17 protein-coding genes and 1 tRNA gene are annotated in these 17484 nt (G+C 56.4%); 5 read left to right on the top strand and 13 right to left on the bottom strand.

The window, feature by feature from the left end:
* Positions 1-19: 19 nt before the first annotated feature.
* Positions 20-104 (bottom strand) — tRNA-Ser (locus tag AZH53_RS07900).
* A 242-nt stretch (positions 105-346) separates the two neighbouring features.
* Between AZH53_RS07900 and AZH53_RS07895 the strand changes: the two genes are divergently transcribed.
* Positions 347-553, top strand: coding sequence for a ubiquitin family protein (locus AZH53_RS07895; RefSeq protein WP_319642968.1), 207 nt, complete (start codon positions 347-349; stop codon positions 551-553).
* Positions 554-623: 70 nt separating this feature from the next.
* Here AZH53_RS07895 and AZH53_RS07890 read toward each other — a convergent pair whose 3' ends face one another.
* From AZH53_RS07890 to thsA, 9 genes are all read right to left on the bottom strand, one after another.
* A complete protein-coding gene (locus tag AZH53_RS07890) occupies positions 624-1496 on the bottom strand; it encodes a mechanosensitive ion channel family protein (RefSeq protein ID WP_319642967.1) in 873 nt (290 codons plus the stop codon).
* 580 nt (positions 1497-2076) lie between these two features.
* Entirely contained in the window at positions 2077-2295 is a 219-nt protein-coding gene (locus AZH53_RS07885; RefSeq protein WP_319642966.1) for a hypothetical protein, read from the bottom strand.
* A 65-nt stretch (positions 2296-2360) separates the two neighbouring features.
* A complete protein-coding gene (locus tag AZH53_RS07880; RefSeq protein WP_319642965.1) occupies positions 2361-2741 on the bottom strand; it encodes a 4Fe-4S binding protein in 381 nt (126 codons plus the stop codon).
* A gap of 7 nt (positions 2742-2748) precedes the next feature.
* On the bottom strand, positions 2749-3831 hold the full coding sequence (locus AZH53_RS07875; RefSeq protein ID WP_319642964.1) for a hydrogenase large subunit: 1083 nt from the start codon (positions 3829-3831) through the stop codon (positions 2749-2751).
* Complete coding sequence (locus tag AZH53_RS07870; RefSeq protein WP_319642963.1) at positions 3831-4238, bottom strand: NADH-quinone oxidoreductase subunit C; 408 nt, start codon at positions 4236-4238, stop codon at positions 3831-3833. The genes AZH53_RS07875 and AZH53_RS07870 overlap by 1 nt, the downstream gene beginning before the upstream one ends.
* Complete coding sequence (locus AZH53_RS07865; protein WP_319642962.1) at positions 4235-4684, bottom strand: NADH-quinone oxidoreductase subunit B family protein; 450 nt, start codon at positions 4682-4684, stop codon at positions 4235-4237. The genes AZH53_RS07870 and AZH53_RS07865 overlap by 4 nt, the downstream gene beginning before the upstream one ends.
* Positions 4685-4700: 16 nt before the next feature.
* Positions 4701-5594, bottom strand: coding sequence for a respiratory chain complex I subunit 1 family protein (locus tag AZH53_RS07860; protein ID WP_319642961.1), 894 nt, complete (start codon positions 5592-5594; stop codon positions 4701-4703).
* Entirely contained in the window at positions 5591-7498 is a 1908-nt protein-coding gene (locus AZH53_RS07855; protein ID WP_319642960.1) for an NADH-quinone oxidoreductase subunit 5 family protein, read from the bottom strand. The genes AZH53_RS07860 and AZH53_RS07855 overlap by 4 nt, the downstream gene beginning before the upstream one ends.
* Before the next feature lie 428 nt (positions 7499-7926).
* Positions 7927-9519 carry a thermosome subunit alpha gene (thsA, locus tag AZH53_RS07850; RefSeq protein WP_319642959.1) on the bottom strand — a complete coding sequence of 531 codons (1593 nt, stop codon included), beginning with the start codon at positions 9517-9519 and terminating at the stop codon, positions 7927-7929.
* A 144-nt stretch (positions 9520-9663) separates the two neighbouring features.
* Here thsA and AZH53_RS07845 point away from each other — a divergent pair, with 144 nt between their 5' ends.
* From AZH53_RS07845 to AZH53_RS07830, 4 genes are all read left to right on the top strand, one after another.
* Positions 9664-10602: a cupredoxin domain-containing protein gene (locus tag AZH53_RS07845; protein ID WP_319642958.1), complete on the top strand. Its 939-nt coding sequence runs from the start codon at positions 9664-9666 to the stop codon at positions 10600-10602.
* A gap of 634 nt (positions 10603-11236) precedes the next feature.
* A complete protein-coding gene (locus tag AZH53_RS07840) occupies positions 11237-12328 on the top strand; it encodes a hypothetical protein (RefSeq protein WP_319642957.1) in 1092 nt (363 codons plus the stop codon).
* Positions 12329-12697: 369 nt separating this feature from the next.
* Positions 12698-13804, top strand: coding sequence for a hypothetical protein (locus AZH53_RS07835; protein WP_319642956.1), 1107 nt, complete (start codon positions 12698-12700; stop codon positions 13802-13804).
* Positions 13805-14100: 296 nt separating this feature from the next.
* Positions 14101-15171, top strand: coding sequence for a hypothetical protein (locus AZH53_RS07830; protein WP_319642955.1), 1071 nt, complete (start codon positions 14101-14103; stop codon positions 15169-15171).
* Between the two features lie 222 nt (positions 15172-15393).
* Here the strand turns inward: AZH53_RS07830 and AZH53_RS07825 are convergent, their stop codons facing one another.
* From AZH53_RS07825 to AZH53_RS07815, 3 genes are read right to left on the bottom strand one after another with little or no spacing between them, the layout of a single operon-like run.
* Positions 15394-16008 carry an orotate phosphoribosyltransferase-like protein gene (locus tag AZH53_RS07825; protein WP_319642954.1) on the bottom strand — a complete coding sequence of 205 codons (615 nt, stop codon included), beginning with the start codon at positions 16006-16008 and terminating at the stop codon, positions 15394-15396.
* Positions 16009-16036: 28 nt separating this feature from the next.
* Complete coding sequence (locus tag AZH53_RS07820; protein WP_319642953.1) at positions 16037-16507, bottom strand: NOB1 family endonuclease; 471 nt, start codon at positions 16505-16507, stop codon at positions 16037-16039.
* Between the two features lie 17 nt (positions 16508-16524).
* On the bottom strand, positions 16525-17367 hold the full coding sequence (locus AZH53_RS07815; protein WP_319642952.1) for a ribose-phosphate diphosphokinase: 843 nt from the start codon (positions 17365-17367) through the stop codon (positions 16525-16527).
* Between the last annotated feature and the right edge of the window lie 117 nt (positions 17368-17484).

Below are 17484 nucleotides of genomic sequence, written 5' to 3'. Positions count from 1 at the left end.
AAGAAATCTGAAGAAGAAACGCCGAGAGGGAGATTTGAACTCCCGTGGTGCCAAGCACCAGAGGCTTTCGAGGCCCCCGCCTTCCCGGACTAGACTATCTCGGCACATGCATGCTCCCTACGGGGCACTAATGTGAATATATCTATTTCTGCTGGTCAGGTATAACTGTTGTGAATAGGGTGACCTGGACGTGGTGTTCGTGGCGGTGACGGGCTTCCAATGGCGCTGTACGGGGGGCCCGGACCTTCGCCTTGCGGGATGCTGCCCGATGTACGGCGCAAACCGCCCGTCCCAAAAGGTACAAACCCTCGTCCGTCCAACCTCCTGATAACGGAAGGCGTCGTTTATGCCGAAACTCACACTGCATTTCATTCGCGAAGGCGAAATTCTCGAGACCGACTACGAGGAAGGGGACGCCTACCAGGACGTGCTGCTCCGTCTCTGCATCATCCCCGATACGGTCATCATCCTGCGGGACGGGAAGAGCATTCCCGAGGATGCCCCGGTGGAGGGGGATGCCGCCACCGTGATGACCGCCGCCTCACGGGGATGAGGAGGAAGAAGGGCGGGGGCAGGGCCCCGTCTCATCCCGGGAGGGGAGTACAGCCCCTCCGGTTCGGTTGTTATCCGGTTCCCTCGTTCTCCCCCGCCTCCGGAATTGCATTCCTGAAGGCGACATCGACGTGCGGATAGGGAATCTCGATGCCTGCGGCGATGAGGTCGGCGTGCAGCGAGCGGAGAATATCCGCCTTTGTCCCGTAGTAGTCCGGGGTATTCACCCAGCAGCGCAGCGTGAAGTTCACCGAGGAGTCCGCCATCTCCGCGAAGATGACGGCGGGCTCGGGGGTATCCAGCACCTTCGGGTGATCGCGGGCGATGCCGAGCGCGATGCGCACCACCTCGCCCATATCGGACTCATAGCTCACCCCGAAGGACTGGTCGATACGCCGCTGCGGGTTTCTCGTGTAGTTGATGATCGAGTCGTTCCATGCCTTGCCGTTGGGGATCGTGATGATGGTGCTCCCCGCGGCGGTGATCTGGGTCGCCATGATGCCGATCTCCTGCACGATACCCCAGTGCCCGGCGATGGTGACCTCCTCGCCCTTCTCGAAGAGGTTCATCGAGGCGATCCAGATGCCTGCGGCAAAGTTGTTGATCGTATCCTTGAGCCCGAAGGCGACGACGAGCCCCACGATCGCCGAGAGGCCGAGGACGACGCCGTTTACATCCACCCCAAGAAAACTCACGGCGATGAGGATCACGATGATGTAGAGGAGCACCGAGATGATCCGTCCGAGAAGTCCGGACGCCACCTCGGACAGGTGGCCCTGCTTCTGGAGCAGGCGTTCAATCCACCGCACGAGCAGCTTTGCCACGAGGTAGCCGATCACCAGCGCAAGGACGGCAAGGAGAAGCGACTCCGGGGTAATATTCAGTGAAAGGTTCAGTCCTGACGCACCGGCGGCATCGCCGGAGCTTCCTGTAAAAATCTGCATATGGTTCACCCTTGAAAATCCGCCCCCCGGCGGGGGACATTCGGACCGGACCATCCGGCCATACGCGAGATAATGAGAGCGGGATATAAAGCGTTTCTCCTGAGGGGGGTGACTGCCATAATGGCGTCTGACATCGGGGTTATTTGGGGATCATTATTGATAGGCAAATTTGCGTTTTCACTCTTCCGAAAGTATTGGACACATTTTAGGGCTATTTTCTAATATTTGGGTAATAATTCGAGATATATTGGAATTCAATGGCGGATCTGCTTGAATACTGAAAAATGCAATATAAATATTGCGGAAATAAATGGGGGAGGTTGGCGCCCGGACCGATCATCATACGATATATATTTAACTGGCCGTGCCAATATCTAACTGGATGAACGAGAAACGAAACGGGCATCTCGGCGGCATCGACGGTATTACCCTTGCCCTGGGGATCTGCTTCATCATCTCCTGTATCATCTATGTAACCGGGTGTTTTGCCTACTAAGGCGAAGGGGGAACCCAAACTCCACTTATTCGCGGCGATCCCGCGCTCTTTTCATGATATTTCTGCACGAAACGGAGCTATTGTTCATGAGCCCATGCCCTGTCGGTATGCCATCTGTCCTGTGCAGGCTCCCAATGGCTCCATTTCCGTCCGTCGGTCCCGATATGCTGCTGAGATCGCTTCGTTTTCGTCTCGCCCGGCCCATACCCGGCAGATGGCATCACCGCCCGGTTCCCTGCAGGCATGCATCTCACCGATGGCCATGTACGGGGTGGATGGCGGGAGGAATTGTCTGATTGGCAACGGCGCAGGGAGAAAAACAGTCGAGGGGGAAAAAAGGATGCGGGGGGATAGTATTCAGGGGAACATTATTCTTCCTTTGGCTTCTTCTCGGGCTTGGGGGGGGCGGGCGGCCCCTGGTAAAAGTCCACGAAGGGGGGCTGTGCGACCGATTTCTCGTATTCGGGAACGATGTCGAGGCACGACTTCGGGCAGGCGTCGACGCACTGGGCACAGATGATGCAGCGGAGACGGTCGACCTGCCAGGTCCGATCCTGCTTCGAGACCTCGATCGCATCGGCGGGGCAGTGGCGGGAACAGAGCCCGCAGTAGATGCAGTCCTCGATGGTGATGACAAGCATCCCGCGGGAGCGTTCGAACTGTTTTGCGGGCTTTACAGGGTACATCAGGGTCGCCGGCTTTGTGATGACGTTTGCAAGCGCCCTTTTGGTCATAGCGAAGAGTCCCATTTTCTCATCACCTCTCCATGCACCCGATACACGGGTCGATAGTCAGAACGACGACCGGGACGTCGGCGAGGTCGGCACCTGCGAGCATCTTCACCAGGGGCGGGATGTTCGCGAACGTCGGGGTCCGCACCCGGTGGCGGACGAGGTACTTCGACCCGTTGCCCTTGACGTAGTGGAGCACTTCGCCGCGGGGCTGTTCGGTGAAGACGAATGCGTCGCCGTCCGGGCCGCCCTTGATCTTCCCTACGTCGACCGGGCCGTCGGGCATCTTCTTCACCGCCGCATGGACGAGGTCGGCCGCGGCCATCAGTTCCCGTGCCCTAACGATACACCGGGCCAGGCAGTCGCCCTCCGTCTCCACAACGGGCTTGAACCCGAGCTCGTCGTAGGCGGAGTAGCCGGTGGTGCGGGCGTCGAGGGCGAGGCCGGAGCCGCGGGCGGTCGGGCCGACGCCGCCGAGCTCCCACATCTCATCCTTCGTAAGGACACCCAGGCCACGCATCCGGTGACGGACCGATGTGTCGTGGGAGAAGATCCTGCAGAGCTCCTCCATCTGGGGGGTTAACGCCTTCAGGTTATCGCTCATCTGCCCGAGCATCTCGTCGGGGACGTCCTTTCTCAGGCCGCCCACGATGGTGAGGCCCTGGATGACCCGTCCGCCGGTTGCCATCTCCATGTCGTCGAGGATCGCCTCACGGATGCGCCATGAGTTCATGAAGAGGTTTTCGAATCCCATCGCATCGGCGGTGAGCCCCAGCCAGAGCATATGGGAGTGCAGCCTCGAGTACTCCATCAGGATGGTGCGGATGTAGTGGGCGCGGGGCGGGACCTCGAGCCCCATCACCTTCTCCACGGCCTCTGCATAGGTGACCGAGTGGGTGAAGGAACAAATGCCGCAGATGCGCTCGGCAATCCTGATGTAATCGGTGTATTCGCGCTTCTCGACGAGCTTCTCCAGCCCGCGGTGGATGTAGCCGATGGAGGGGACCGCCTCGACGACGACCTCATCCTCGAGGACGAGGTCGAGGTGGATGGGTTCGGGGAGCACGGGGTGCTGCGGCCCGAAGGGGACGACGATCTGTCTGCCCATCAGGCATCACCTCCCTCGGGTTTGGGTGCGGGTCGTTCCTTCTCCACTTTTGTGACCTCCGGGGGGTTTTTGAAGGGGTTCTCGACGGCCGTGTGGTAGAGGTGGCCGCCGAAGTCGATGCTCATCCCCTCGATCGCAAGGCCGTAGAGTTCGTGGATCTCGTTTTCATAGATGAATGAGGCCCAGAAGTGTTCTGCAATCGACGGGATGACATCGCCGTCGTGGACGGTGATGCGCACGGTCTCGAAGACGTCGCCCTTTTCAAAGGTGTAGTTGATCTCGTATGCGTCCCCGGTGCCGGTGCAGCCGATCTGCACGAGGCGGCATCCCTTTGCCTTGAAGCCGCCGGTCTCTGTGACGAGGTCGGCGACCGCAATCTCTCTGAGCGTGGTGTTCTGCTCTTTCATTTCTTTGCGCCTCCCTGTTCTTCTGCAAGCTTTGCCCGTTTCTCCTCGAGGATGCCCAGTGCCTGCACCACGCCGTCGATGATCGCCTCGGGGCGCACGGCGCAGCCCGGCACGTAGACGTCGACCGGGATGACCTCGTCGACGCCGCCCATGATGTTGTAGCACTCGCGGAAGACGCCGCCGGAGGTCGCACAGATGCCGACCGCCACGACGACCTTGGGCTCGACCATCTGTTCGTAGGTGTTCTTCACGATATCGACATTCTGGTGGTTGATGCCGCCCGTGATGAGAAAGATGTCGGCATGCTTCGGGTTGCCCGTGTTGATGATGCCGAACCGTTCGATATCGTAGAGGGGGGTGAGGCATGCAAGCACTTCGATATCACATCCGTTGCAGGACGAGCCGTCGTAGTGGATGATCCACGGGGATTTTGTAATATTTGCCATTCTCTTTCACCTCCTCCTAGAGGACCCCCAGGGTCCCCGGCTGAATGATCCCGAGCACGAGCAGGGCGAGGTTGACGGCCCCGAGGATGAGCGCCACCAGCCACGCACTGCGCAGGGCGAACTGCCACTTGGCACGGGTGTTCGTATTGTCGATTACAATCTCGAGGAAGTAGACGACCGCCACCACGACGATGCCGAGGATGGGTGCGCCCGCAAAGAAGAGCCAGACGAACCCGAGAAGGAAGACCGTCTCGTAGAGGTGGGCGATCTCGTACATCCCGAGGGTCGGGCCTGCAAACTCGGTCGTCAGTCCCTTGACGAGCTCCTGGTGCGCATGGTGCGAGGTGGAGATGTCGAAGGGGGACTTTCTCAGCTTGATCGTCAGGATGTATACAACGCCGAGGAAGAGGAGCGGGATCGAGGAGACCAGGAGGTCGCCGCCCATGCTCTGGAACGCGATGATGTCCGCAACGAAGAACGACCCGGTCGCCATGTACATCCCGGCCGCGGCGAGGATGAGCATCGGTTCGACCGCCATCATCATCAGGAGTTCGCGCTCGGCACCCACGTGGGAATAGGGCGAGCTCGAGGCGAACGCCGCAATCACGATGAAGACGTGGGCGAGGGTGAGGGCGAAGATCACGAGCAGGATGTCCTCTCCTGCAAAGAAGATCGCCCCCGTGATCACGAGGAAGACCAGGTAGCAGAAGATATAGAAGTTGATCTCCGGCCTGACGACGACGCTCTCCTTCTCGAAGAGCTTGAAGATGTCGTAGAAGGGCTGGAGGATCGGGGGGCCGACCCTGCCCTGCATGTGAGCGGTGACCTTCCGGTCGATACCCGCGACGAGACCGCCGACGACGGGGGCGAGGATGACGAAGAGGAGAGCTCCGATGATCTGTTCTATCATGCGATCACCCCCGTGGCCAGCACGATCCCTATGCAGGCGATGAAGAGCGTGCAGAGGATGTTGCCCACCCTGCCGAGTTTCGCTTCGCCGAAGATGCCCTCAAAGTAGTAGTTGGACATCTCCACCTTGCGCTGGATGCCCATGGAGCCTGCAAAGTGCATGTCGCCGGTTTCCATTCGTCCTCCCACGTAGTGGGGAATCATCTTGGGGTTCCTGCGGAAGAAGATGAGCGAGATGGGCAGGATGAAGACGACGACCATCATCATCAGCATGATGGCGATGTTCTGGTCCCCGAGCGAGGCTCCGATGCCGTAGATGCCCTCAAGGAAGGGCTCGACGACGACCGATGAGAGGAGCGGGAAGCCGAGACAGATGATGACGACGCCTCCTGCAAGCGCGAGGAGGGAGTAGAACTCCGGCTTTGACACCTCGCCTTCCCGTTTGGGTTCCGGCTTCCATGCGACCTGAAGGAGCTTGCCCATCCACTTCGTCCAGAAGAAGAGGGTGACCGCACTGCCGAAGGCGATGAGGATGACCGCGACGATGCCGTAGGGGGTCTCCAGGAATGCCCTGAGTGCCGCCCACTTCGAGATGAGCATCCCGAACGGGGCGAGGAACATGCCGGCGATGCCGATGATCATCATGATGGTGACCTTCGGCAGGATGGAAACGAGGCCTCCCATGTCCTCGATGTCCCTGCTGCCGATGCGGTGCTCGACCGTGCCGGTACAGAGGAAGAGGAGCGACTTTGCAATCGCATGGAAGACGATGAGGAGGATTGCCGCCCAGACGGCCGCGGCGTTGCCGATGCCCGCACAGGTGACGATGAGGCCGAGGTTTGCAATGGTCGACCATGCAAGGACCTTCTTGGCGTTGCTCTGCGAGATGGCGATGCCCGATGCAAGGAGGAAGGTGAAGCCGCCGACCAGTGCGACAAGGAATCCAACGAAGCTTGCGTCATAGATGGGGGCGAACCGGACGATGACATACACGCCTGCCTTGACCATGGTGGAGGAGTGCAGGAGTGCCGAGACGGGTGTCGGGGCGATCATCGCACCGAGGAGCCACGAGGAGAAGGGCATCTGCGCCGCCTTTGCGAGGCCCGCAAAGCCTATCAGGGCCGCGGGGATCATCGCAACCGCGGGTCCTGCGGCAATGAGCGAGTCGAGCATGACGAGGTCTCCTGCAGGGTCGGTGAACGCGAGGTAGAGGAACGTCGCTCCGAATCCGAGTCCGCCGAGGAGGTTTAGGAGCAGTGCCCAGAAGGCGTTTTTCTGCGCCTGTTCGTCCCATGCGTACCCGATGAGGAGGAACGAACAGAGCGTGGTTATCTCCCAGAAGAAGAAGAGCCAGAAGATATTGTTCGAGAAGACCACCCCGAACATCGCCGAGAGGAAGACGAAGAGGAGGAAGAAGAATCCCTGCCGCTTGTCCTTGATCTCCTTGTGATGGTCGTGGTAGTCCCGCATATATCCGGTGGCAAAGATACAGATGAGACTCCCGATGACACCGATGATCACTGCCATGATCAGGGTGAACTCGTCCACGAACAGGTTATTCAGGTGTTCGGGACCGGTGAAGAGCGTCTCGGCGTAGAGGGCGACGCCGGTGCCGATGACGGCCAGGGCGGCGACGATCCACTGTTTGTATTTTGCCGCAAGATACAGGATACCGAGGGCGAGCACCACTTCGATTGCCATCATCGCAGTGGAGACGAGTCCCGGTTCTATTTCGTATAGCACGGTCCCGGCGCCGTAGTTTTGAAGGAAGAATATGACTGTAGCTGCAATGAGCACCAGCGCCGCGAGTGCGACCATTGCATCCCGTGCCTTGGTGTTGGGGAATATGAGAAAAACAAATCCCATCAAGGCAGGGAACAGTATTAGGAACAGCAATAGCTCCACGAAAACACCTCATGTGGAGTTAGGAACTATCATTATTTATCATTATCATTCGGCACAAATCGCCTAAAAACGGGAAATTAGAGTTAATTTCCCTTAATTTGAGATTTTCAGCCGTCCGGGGGCGCCCGGAGGATGGCCGGTGCGACCGCAAACGAATTAACCAATGACCATAAAACCGGGCGTTTCCGCGCGGAAACTATAGAATCTATATACGGTCGGGAGGGGGGCGTACCCTTCCCTGCCGCTTCGCCGTCGCCCCCCTGTCGGGCGGTGAGCGGCCCGTTTTGGTCCCGTCCTGTGGGTGGCCGGTGTCATCCTCCGATGCGGCCCGACCCGGCGCCGGGGGGCGTCGCTCGGGGTGGTGCGTGAAAAAATGGGTGGAGGGCCAATATTTCGCCCCAGTATGGTTGAGTGTAGGTGTACGGTCCTTACATGCCGCGAGACATCTGCTGGGCATTCTTGGAGAGCATCATGTCATCGACACGGATGATGAGGGATGCGGTCTCCGCAGAGGACATGATGGCCTGCTTCTTGACCCGCATCGGCTCGATGACACCTGCCTCGTACATGTCGATGATCTCGCCGGTGTAGACGTCGAGGCCGGCGTGGTTGTTGCCGGCGGCGTGGGCTGCCTTGAGGGCGACGACCTTGTCGATGGGGTCGTAGCCGGAGTTCTCGGCGAGGGTGTTCGGGATGGCCTCGAAGATCCGTGCGAATGCCTCGATGGCGAGCTGGGTCCTGCCTTCCTGCGTTGCGGCGAATGCCTGGAGCTGGAGCATGAGTTCGGTGTCGATGGCGGCACCGCCGACGACGAACTTGCCGTCCTCGAGGGCGTCCATCACGACACGGATGCCGTCGTAGACGCCGCGTTCGAGTTCATCGACGAAGACCTGGCTGGTTCCCTTGAGGAGGATGGAGACGGTGTTCTTGTTTTTGCACCCGGTGATCTGGGTGATGACGATGTCCTTCATCTCGGCGATCTTCTCTGCTTCGCCGATGGTCTCCTCGGTGATGTCCTCGGGCTTGTTGACGATCGTTGCGCCGACGGCACGGGCCATGCGCTTGAGGTCTTTTTCCGGGACGTCCTGGATGGCGAAGATGCCGTGTTTCAGGAGGTGGTACTGGACCGCATCGGCGATGCCCTTCTGGCAGAAGACGGCGTTGACGCCCTTTGCCTTGAGGGTGTCGGCGAACTCGCGGAGGGTCTCCTGCTCCTTCTCGTTGAAGGCCTCCATCTGCTCGGAGCTGGTGATCTTGATCTTGGCCTTCGTCTGGGTCTTGGCCGCCTCGAGTGCCTGGGAGAGGCAGGCGATGCGGGCGCCCTCGACGACCTTGGGCATGCCGTACTGGACACGGGTCTTGTCGATGAGGAACCCGTCGAGGAACTCGGCGTCGCTCATCTGGTCGCCGATCATCGTCTTGATGACGACGTCGTCCTCGTCGATCTCGTACTTGCCGTCCTCGTTCTTGCGGGCGACGGCGGTGACGGCATCGACGACGATGTCGACGATCTTGTCCTTGACATCCTCGATGGTCTTGCCGGTGACGCTCGTAAGGGCGACCTTCCTGAGCATCTCACGGTCATCGGTCGCGGTGATGGACTGCTGCTCGAGGATCTCGAGTGCCTTGTTCATGCCGAGGGTGTAGCCGTTTGCGATGATCGTCGAGTGGATCTTCTTCTCGAGCATCGCCTCGGCCTCTGCCATGAGGGCGCCCATGAAGATGGTCGCGGTGGTGGTTCCGTCGCCGACTTCCTCGTCCTGGGTCTCGGCAACCTCGATGATCAGCTTGCCGGTCGGGTGTTCGACCTTCATCTCGTGGAGGATGGTCACGCCGTCGTTCGTGATGACGACATCGCCGCCCGGAGCGACGAGCATCTTGTCCATTCCCCGTGGTCCGAGGGTGGTGCGCACGGCCTCCGCGATCGCCTTGGCCGCCATGATATTCGATTTCTGCGCCTCGCTGCCGCCAACGCGCTCAACGTTGTCGCGAAGAATTACTATTGGTTGTCCCGCTAACATTTGCAGATACTCCTACGTGTGTCATTAAATTGGATTTGAGGTTCTATATAAAGGTAATCTTTTTTAAAATTTTACGTGATTATTTTAACAGTGGGTATTTTGTAAACCGAATATTAATTAAGTTGAAATTTATATCATTAATTAATGCCCGAATCTGGAGATATTTTAATAATCAGAATTCGGCATTTCTCCAATTTTCAAAATCCTTTTATCATAGCTTGTGTGGAGGAGTATACGCTATACAATAAATCTGATGACGCAGTCGATAGTTTATCATTCAATATAGGTTCTTTCAAGTCCAATTTGCACGTGATTGATGCAAATGGGGAATATCTACCATTTCATACAGATCTAAAAAACTATTATCGAGATGACGATATTTCATCAGAGGAAAAGAATCAGATTAATAATGGAATTATTAAAATCGAATTGTCAAAGAAAAATAAAATTTGTAGTGGCGATTATCGAATTATTAGATTAGAATATACCTATGAAATTGAGAGTTATACCGAAGAAGAAGGCAGATTTGTATTGAGTTTCCCTTTAGATGATGCTCCTAGAAATTATGTTGAAATTCGCCCTTCCAGAAAATTCTCATTAAAAGCTCATTCTCTGTTTTATAAAAGTGACGGGAAATACTATAGTCTGGATTCATTAAAAGAAAACGATGCTATACAACTATTTGAGTCAGATACCCGTATAACTATAATCTCTAAGAAATCCATTCCAAATTGTGATTTTCGAATTTATATTAAGCATAGATTAAGTGGTACACAAAAAAAATGGTTCGAATTAGGTTATGCTTTTGTACTAATTGTCACACTCATGAATATTCTTCTGTGTTTTACACAATCAAATGAGTGTCTTCCAATATTAATTACCGTAAATTCAATTGTAATATCATATTTATTGCTTTCAAAGGGGTGGCTTTATGACTTTGAAATTGACAAAATTGTATCTATAGATCTCCCTTTTGGGCGTTTTGGATACGATAAAGCGATAATTTGGAGTGTTTATTTTTTATTCGTCCAAGTAATTCTAATAATTCTTTTTTTCTCAATTCTAAAATTTAGCAACTTTTAAGTTAATTTAGGTGAAGAAGACAGTGAGCATCATGCCAATCTCTAAAAAAAGGACAATCAATACCAGATCTACATCGCTTAATTTTGTTCGTCAGGAAGATTGGGAAAAAATTCAACGGAATATAGTGAATGATCGGGACAGTATTATTGCTTCTATAAACAAGTCAATTTCTAAAACAAAAAAGAGTCAGAGATTGCATTAAAAATTTGATATTTATTTTTCACTTCTTTAGTTTAATATTTGAAAAATTGAAGTTTTATCTTAATTTTATTGAATACAAAAAAGTAAAACTCGAAGAGTTACAATCCTCAATTAGATCTAACCGCTGCTCTCTAATTTACTTCTCTTTATTCATACCTTTTCAATCAATCCTCAAAATCCGCACCAGTGCATGCACCGGCACCCCATCGACTTCCCTGATACCCCGCCTGCGTCATTGGCTGTACATTCCGAATAGCAACCTGTCGCCAGGCTCATACGGCGTGCATTCTCTCTTCATCCAATCATGCCGGTCTCCGTACCGCCTCCAGGCCACGCCAATCTTTATTGCCACCATTCACCATCTGAGATTTATTTAGCGGACGGCTGCTCACCATGCCGGAACGGCCGCCGACTAACACCATGAGATGATTCTATGAAACGAATGAGAATTTTAGCGATAACGCTCTGCATCCTGCTTCTTGCGGCCGCAGGCGCAGGTGTCGTCGCCGCTGCAAAGCAGGACGAGAACCCTCGTCAGGCGGGTGCGTCGTCGGTCTACTTCTATGACGTCGCGGCGACCGACACACACGGTTCGGGCAAGCTCATGATCAATCCGGGCCAGAAGAAGTTCGTCTTCAACGGAAAGGACTTCGAGCCCGGTACTGAGTATGTCCTGCACTCCAGCACATCAGGGAGCCCGGACCTGCGCATATTCGCCATGGGGAAGGTCACTCCCTCCGGGAACCTGCATGTCGAGGGTAGGTGGGATGGGGACTTTGCCGACCCGGACGAAGCGGGCTTTGGCGTGGGGGCGTCATCGGTGATGATGGGCACGATACAACGTGCCGCAGGAGAATACTGTTATAACCTCACCTATTCGGACGCCTATGGGGACTACACCGTCTATCTCCCCTTCGACGCCATCACCTATTCCGAAGGGGGTCATGCGTTGCCGACCGTGATCGCCGAGCCGACTCCCGTCGACTATGTCAAGATATACAGCTCCACCGTGCTGTACTTTGGGTACCAGGGCGTCTATTATACGGCCGACTTTTACTCGTCGCCCCCGTACATCCCTCCTGTTCCCGACGTTTGTGGGAGCTATTCGCCGCCATATAGTGTGTGGCTTGACGACATTAAGCTGAATGACTGGTATTGGAGCCTGTATGCTGCAACATCATGGGATTACGCCCATCTCCCGCCCGGAGTGGTAGTGTACAAGAGTACTATTGACCTCTACGCTACATCATACGAGTGGAACAACGAAACTGTCTGGACGGGAGGTGCATACCAGGTAGGTTCCCCGGGATATCCTGAATGGAACATCCCCCCCAAAGCGGTCTACCCGCCGTTCCATACCGGTGATAGCCAGTGGGTAGGGTGTTACACCTGTGCAGTGTGTGATGATGAGGTCTGTCCACCCGATGAATGGTTATTTGGTCCCCCATTTTATGCCAGCGCCATCATAGAAACCAGTGACGGCAACACGTATACCACTACCATTACGTTGCCTCCCGCGGAATGAAGGAGCGTTCCCGCACTCTCCTTTCCTTCCTTTTTCCTCAACCGGAACACCATCTCCAGACAAATCTGCTGCACGCCTTCATCGGTGAATGTCCATTGCGCGAATAGCGACCTGACGCAAGGTTCATGGGGCGTGCTTTCTCCTATAAAAATCTCGATCCGATCACGGACCTGCTGAAGCGATCAAAAAAGTATGGGGTTGGAATACCGGTATTCTCAATCAATCCTCGAAATCCGCACCAGTGCATGCACCGGCACTCCCTCGGCACGCCAATCTTTATTGCCACCATTCACCATCTGAGATTTATTTAGCGGACGGCTTACACACCATGCCGGAACGGCCGCCGACTAAAACCATGAGATGATTCCTATGAAACGAACGAGAATGATAGCGATAACGCTCTGCATCCTGCTGCTTGCGGCCGCAGGCGCAGGTATCGCTGCTGCAAAGCAGGACGAGAACCCCCGTCAGGCGGGTGCGTCGTCGGTCTACTTCTATGATGTGGCGGCGACCGACACGCACGGTTCGGGCAAGCTGATGATCAATCCGGGCCAGAAGAAGTTCGTCCTCAACGGGAAGGACTTCAAGCCCGGCACCAAGTACATCCTGCACTACAGTACATCAGGGAGCCCGGATCTCCGCGTCTTCGCCACGGGGCAGGTAACCCCCTCCGGGAACCTGCATGTTGAAGGGAGGTGGGAAGGCAACTTTGCCGACCCCGGCGCAGCGGGCTTTGGCGTGGGGGCATCATCGGCGATCACGGGCGGCACCATACAGCGTGCCGCAGGAGAATACTGCTACGCCCTCATCTATTCGGATGCCTTTGGGAACTATACCGTGTATCTTCCCTTTGACGCCATCACCTATGCGGAGGGCGGATATGATTTGCCAAAAGTGATCGCCGAGCCGGCCCCCGTCGATTATGTCAAGATATACAGCTCCACCCTGCTCATTTTTGGGTACCAGGGCGTCTATTATACGGCTGACTATTCCTCATCGCCCCCGTACACGCCTCCTGTTATGACGGTTTCGGGAAGTTATTCGCCATATCGTGAGTGGAATAGTGAATGGGGTTGGTATGACTGGTATTGGAATCTCAACTACCATGCAACATATGATGCGAGCCATCTCCCGCCCGGAGTTGTATTGCAAAGAGTTTCATGGTCCATAATCGGCATGTATGATGACTGGCACACCCCTTGGGAAGACAACATACCTCATACCTGTCTGAGCCAATACACGCAACGTACTGACGCATGGCTTGGCTTCCCGGCTATTGAACTCCCCGTGACCAACTCATACTCCATAAATGCCAACTGGGAATCGATAGGGTGTACCACCTGTGCATTGTGCGGTGATGAAGTCTGTCCGGAAGAAGAATGGGATTTAGGACCTCCATTTACAGCCATCATCACCATAACAACCACTGACGGCAACTCGTATACCACGACGGCTACGATGACTGCTGCGTTTTGAAGGGAGCGTTCGACGCCGGTGGCGAAACGGGGAGCGGCCATGCTCCCCGTTCCTTCTTATCCCACATGGGGAATGCCACCTGCGACGGATCCCTCCTCAATAAATAGCCAATTTAGCGAACGTCCCGTCACATTCATACGGCGTGCATTCATCTCTTCCTCCCCGTATGCCGCTCTCCACATCGACTGCATTGCACGCCAATCTTTATTGCCACCGTTCGCCATCTGGGATTCATTTAGCAGGCGGCCTACACACCATGCCGGAACAGCCGCCGGCTGAACCATGAGATGATGAACATGAAACGAACGAGAATTATAGCGATAACCCTCTGCATCCTGCTGCTTGCGGCCGCAGGAGTGGGCGTCGCTGCTGCAAAGCAGGACGAGAACCCTCGTCAGGCGGGAGCGTCGTCGGTCTACTTCTATGACGTCGCGGCGACCGACACGCACGGGTCGGGCAAGCTGATGATCAATCCGGGCCAGAAGAAGTTCACCTTCAACGGGGTGGACTTTGAGCCCGGTACCCGGTATGTTCTACACTACGAAACGGCGGGCGGTGCGGATCTCCGTGTGTTTGCCATGGGGAAGGTTACCCCCTCCGGGAACCTGCATATAGAGGGTAGATGGGATGGGGACTTTGCCGACCCGGACGAAGCGGGCTTTGGCGTGGGGGCATCATTAGCGATGACAGGCACGATACAACGTGTCGCAGGAGAATACTGCTATGCCCTCATATATTCGGACGCCTATGGCGACTACACCGTGTATCTTCCCTTTGACGCCATCACCTATGCGGAGGGTGGATATGATTTGCCGACCGTGATCGCCGAGCCGGCCCCCGTCGACTATGTCAAGATATACAGCGCCACCATGCTCATGTTTGGGTACCAGGGCGTCTATTATACGGCCGACTATTCCTCATCGTGCCCGTACACGCCCCCTGTTATGACGGTTTCAGGAACCTATTCTCCGTATAGGGTTGGGGATGGCTACTTTGAGTCATATAACTGGTACTGGAACCTGCACTACGATTCAACCTGGGATGCGAGCCACCTCCCGCCCGGGGTTGTATTGCAAAGAATTGACTGGTATATCGACGGATCGTGGTGGATGGGGGGAACCTACCAGGCATTACATGTATACGAGGTGCGTTCCCCGGGATACCCAGGCCTCCCACCCCAGGAACTCCCTCTGGTCTCGACGTTCTCATGGGATGACGGGTACTCCTGGATTGGGTGTCATGAGGAGGACCTGGACCTGTGCCCAACCACTGAATGGGCTCGGAGCCCCCCCTTTACGGCCCGCATCATCTTAACAACCATTGACGGCAACACGTATACCACAACGGCTGCGATGACCGCTGTGTAGGAAAGAGGTGTACTCCGATAGAGAACAGGGAGCGTTCATGCTCCCCTTCCTTTTTTTCCTCAACGGGAATGCTACCTGGATGGATTTTGCTGCATGCCTGCATAGGTGAACTGCGAATAATGAATACAAAATTCCAGTTTGTCCAAGATTATAAAAAATATATATTCCGAGAGTCCATCGGACTCTTTTCCCTTCTCGCGAGATAGCTATCAGATTCTGCTCTCAATCAATCCTCGAAATCCGCACCAGTGCATGCACCGGCACCCCGTCCACTTCTTTTACGCCCCGCTTGTCGAAGAGGACACAGATACCCGCCGGGACGGCCCCGTGGCTTCTGAGGTAGTCGACGACTTCGCGGACGGTGTTGCCGGAGGTGATGACGTCGTCGATGATCAGGCAGCGGGCGCCTGCCACCTTCGCAAACGAACCGGAGAGGGAGCCCTTCGGCTTCTCACCCGCGGCGTGCTTTTTGGGGTAGTACATCGTGAAGTTGCAGCCCTCCTCGGCGGCGATGAGGGTTGCAAGGGGGATGCCGGACTGGCCGATGCCCACTACGACGTCGGGGGTGGGCTCGGTCGCGGCCGTCTCCGAGCGGGACTCGTCATGGTAGTACTGGGAGATCATCATGCACGCCGCCGCCTGCAGGAGGTCGGCGTGGCCTGCAATAGCCGTCCAGTCGATATGGACGTCCTTGGGGGCCTCGGTGTCCTTCTGCTGGGTGAGCAGCCAGGTCACCGTCTCCATCGAAAGCGAGAGCTCATCAGCAATCTGCGACGGGCTGTGGCCCTCTGAGTGGAGCATCTTTGCCTTTGCAATCAGTTCGTCGAGGGATGACATAGTACGTAGAGAGTCGGCACAGGAAGGACTAAAACTTTCGTCTGATCTCGGCGCCGCAGACCTCGCATTCGCCCGGGTGGGACCAGTAGCGGCCGCATCCGCTGCACCGGTACTTCCATTTCCGCTTTCGTGCCGCCCGCATCTGGACCGGGACGACCCCGACCGAAAGGCGCATCGCGGTGTTCTGGACGGCATAGTCGTCGGTCATCACGGCGGCCCCCGTCTCGAGGGCGAGGGCGAGCACCTCGACGTCGGTCGGGGAAAGCACGGTCACGTCCCCGGACTTCGCGGCCGCGGCCCGCACCTCCGCACAGCGGAGGGGGGCCGGGGTGAGGACGACGAGCCCCTGCGCCCGGAGCAGCTCGAGACGGGCCTGTGAGGTGACGTCATGCAGTTCGGCGACGACCGAGTGGGTGGTATAGAGTTCCCCGTCCACGGGAATCTGAACAAAAAAGGCGGAGGAGTCGAGGACGAGCCTTCGCGGCGGAGTGTCGGTCATGTATATAGTACGGTTCGTTATCTCAACGCACGGGCGATCGCGTCCGCGGCGGTGTAGGCCGAGGCCGCCGACTCGATGGTGTCGGAGGCCATGACCGCCTCGAGCCCCGCCGCCGCAAGCCGGGCGTAGCCCGCCGAGGCGAAGACCCCGTGGACGCAGGCCGCCCGGACCGAGGCCGCCCCCTGCTCCCGGAGCATCCCGGCGGCGGTCGCAAGCGTGCCGCCCGTGGAGATGATGTCGTCGACAATCACGACGTCGCGGTCCTGCACGGCGACCTCCTTCGGGGCGATCCTGACCTCCTCGCCCGAGAGACGGGTCTTTGTGAGGTGGTCGGCCTCCCATCCGCCGGCGGCGGCGACGTCGCGGGCGAAGGTGGCCGCTCCCCCGTCCGGCCCGAGGATGAGCGGGTTCTCGAGGCCGAGGGTCGCGATGTGGGCCCCTATCTCCGGGGCAAGCGTCACATCCGTCGCCGGCACGGTAAAGTGGCCAAGGACGGTCGACTCGTGGATATTGACGGTGAGGACCCGGGAGACGCCCCGCGAGAGGGCGGCCGCCATGGCACGGGCGCTGACGGGTTCGCCGGGATTGAACTTTTTGTCCTGCCGGGCATAGCCCATGTAGGGCAGGACGAGGGTGACATCCGAGCCCTCGCATGCATCGATGAGAAGCAGCGTCTGCACCAGCGAATCGCTGCCCGCAAAGCCCGCCACAATCACCGTTTCCTCGTCGGGGTCACCATTGCGGAGATATATCTCCCCATCCGGAAAGGATTTGAATTGGGTATGAATTAATGGGATTTCAAGCGCTTTTGCAAGTTTTGAGGCCAAAACCTGCGATTTTTCCGTACATGCGACCTTCATTGCCATTACCTGTTCTGGAAAGTACTTAAAGTATCAGGAGAGAACTACTAAAGCACTACCGGTTAGTGAGGTCACTCTTGTTTATGGACAATACTAACGATACCAGAATATCCGATG

This window comes from Methanovulcanius yangii (genome assembly GCF_018687785.1).
Lineage (GTDB): Archaea > Halobacteriota > Methanomicrobia > Methanomicrobiales > Methanomicrobiaceae > Methanovulcanius > Methanovulcanius yangii.
The sequence above is the reverse complement of the archived record's forward strand: the minus strand, read 5'-3'. Positions and strand labels throughout refer to the sequence as shown.

Coding starts and splice junctions, on each gene's coding strand:
- AZH53_RS07835 (WP_319642956.1), top strand. CDS start 12,698: ATGAAACGAACGAGAATGATAGCGATAACGCTCTGCATCCTGCTGCTT.
- AZH53_RS07860 (WP_319642961.1), bottom strand. CDS start 5,594: ATGATAGAACAGATCATCGGAGCTCTCCTCTTCGTCATCCTCGCCCCC.
- AZH53_RS07875 (WP_319642964.1), bottom strand. CDS start 3,831: ATGGGCAGACAGATCGTCGTCCCCTTCGGGCCGCAGCACCCCGTGCTC.
- AZH53_RS07895 (WP_319642968.1), top strand. CDS start 347: ATGCCGAAACTCACACTGCATTTCATTCGCGAAGGCGAAATTCTCGAG.
- AZH53_RS07845 (WP_319642958.1), top strand. CDS start 9,664: ATGCCCGAATCTGGAGATATTTTAATAATCAGAATTCGGCATTTCTCC.
- AZH53_RS07865 (WP_319642962.1), bottom strand. CDS start 4,684: ATGGCAAATATTACAAAATCCCCGTGGATCATCCACTACGACGGCTCG.
- AZH53_RS07890 (WP_319642967.1), bottom strand. CDS start 1,496: ATGCAGATTTTTACAGGAAGCTCCGGCGATGCCGCCGGTGCGTCAGGA.
- AZH53_RS07825 (WP_319642954.1), bottom strand. CDS start 16,008: ATGTCATCCCTCGACGAACTGATTGCAAAGGCAAAGATGCTCCACTCA.
- AZH53_RS07840 (WP_319642957.1), top strand. CDS start 11,237: ATGAAACGAATGAGAATTTTAGCGATAACGCTCTGCATCCTGCTTCTT.
- AZH53_RS07870 (WP_319642963.1), bottom strand. CDS start 4,238: ATGAAAGAGCAGAACACCACGCTCAGAGAGATTGCGGTCGCCGACCTC.
- AZH53_RS07820 (WP_319642953.1), bottom strand. CDS start 16,507: ATGACCGACACTCCGCCGCGAAGGCTCGTCCTCGACTCCTCCGCCTTT.
- thsA (WP_319642959.1), bottom strand. CDS start 9,519: ATGTTAGCGGGACAACCAATAGTAATTCTTCGCGACAACGTTGAGCGC.
- AZH53_RS07880 (WP_319642965.1), bottom strand. CDS start 2,741: ATGGGACTCTTCGCTATGACCAAAAGGGCGCTTGCAAACGTCATCACA.
- AZH53_RS07830 (WP_319642955.1), top strand. CDS start 14,101: ATGAAACGAACGAGAATTATAGCGATAACCCTCTGCATCCTGCTGCTT.
- AZH53_RS07815 (WP_319642952.1), bottom strand. CDS start 17,367: ATGAAGGTCGCATGTACGGAAAAATCGCAGGTTTTGGCCTCAAAACTT.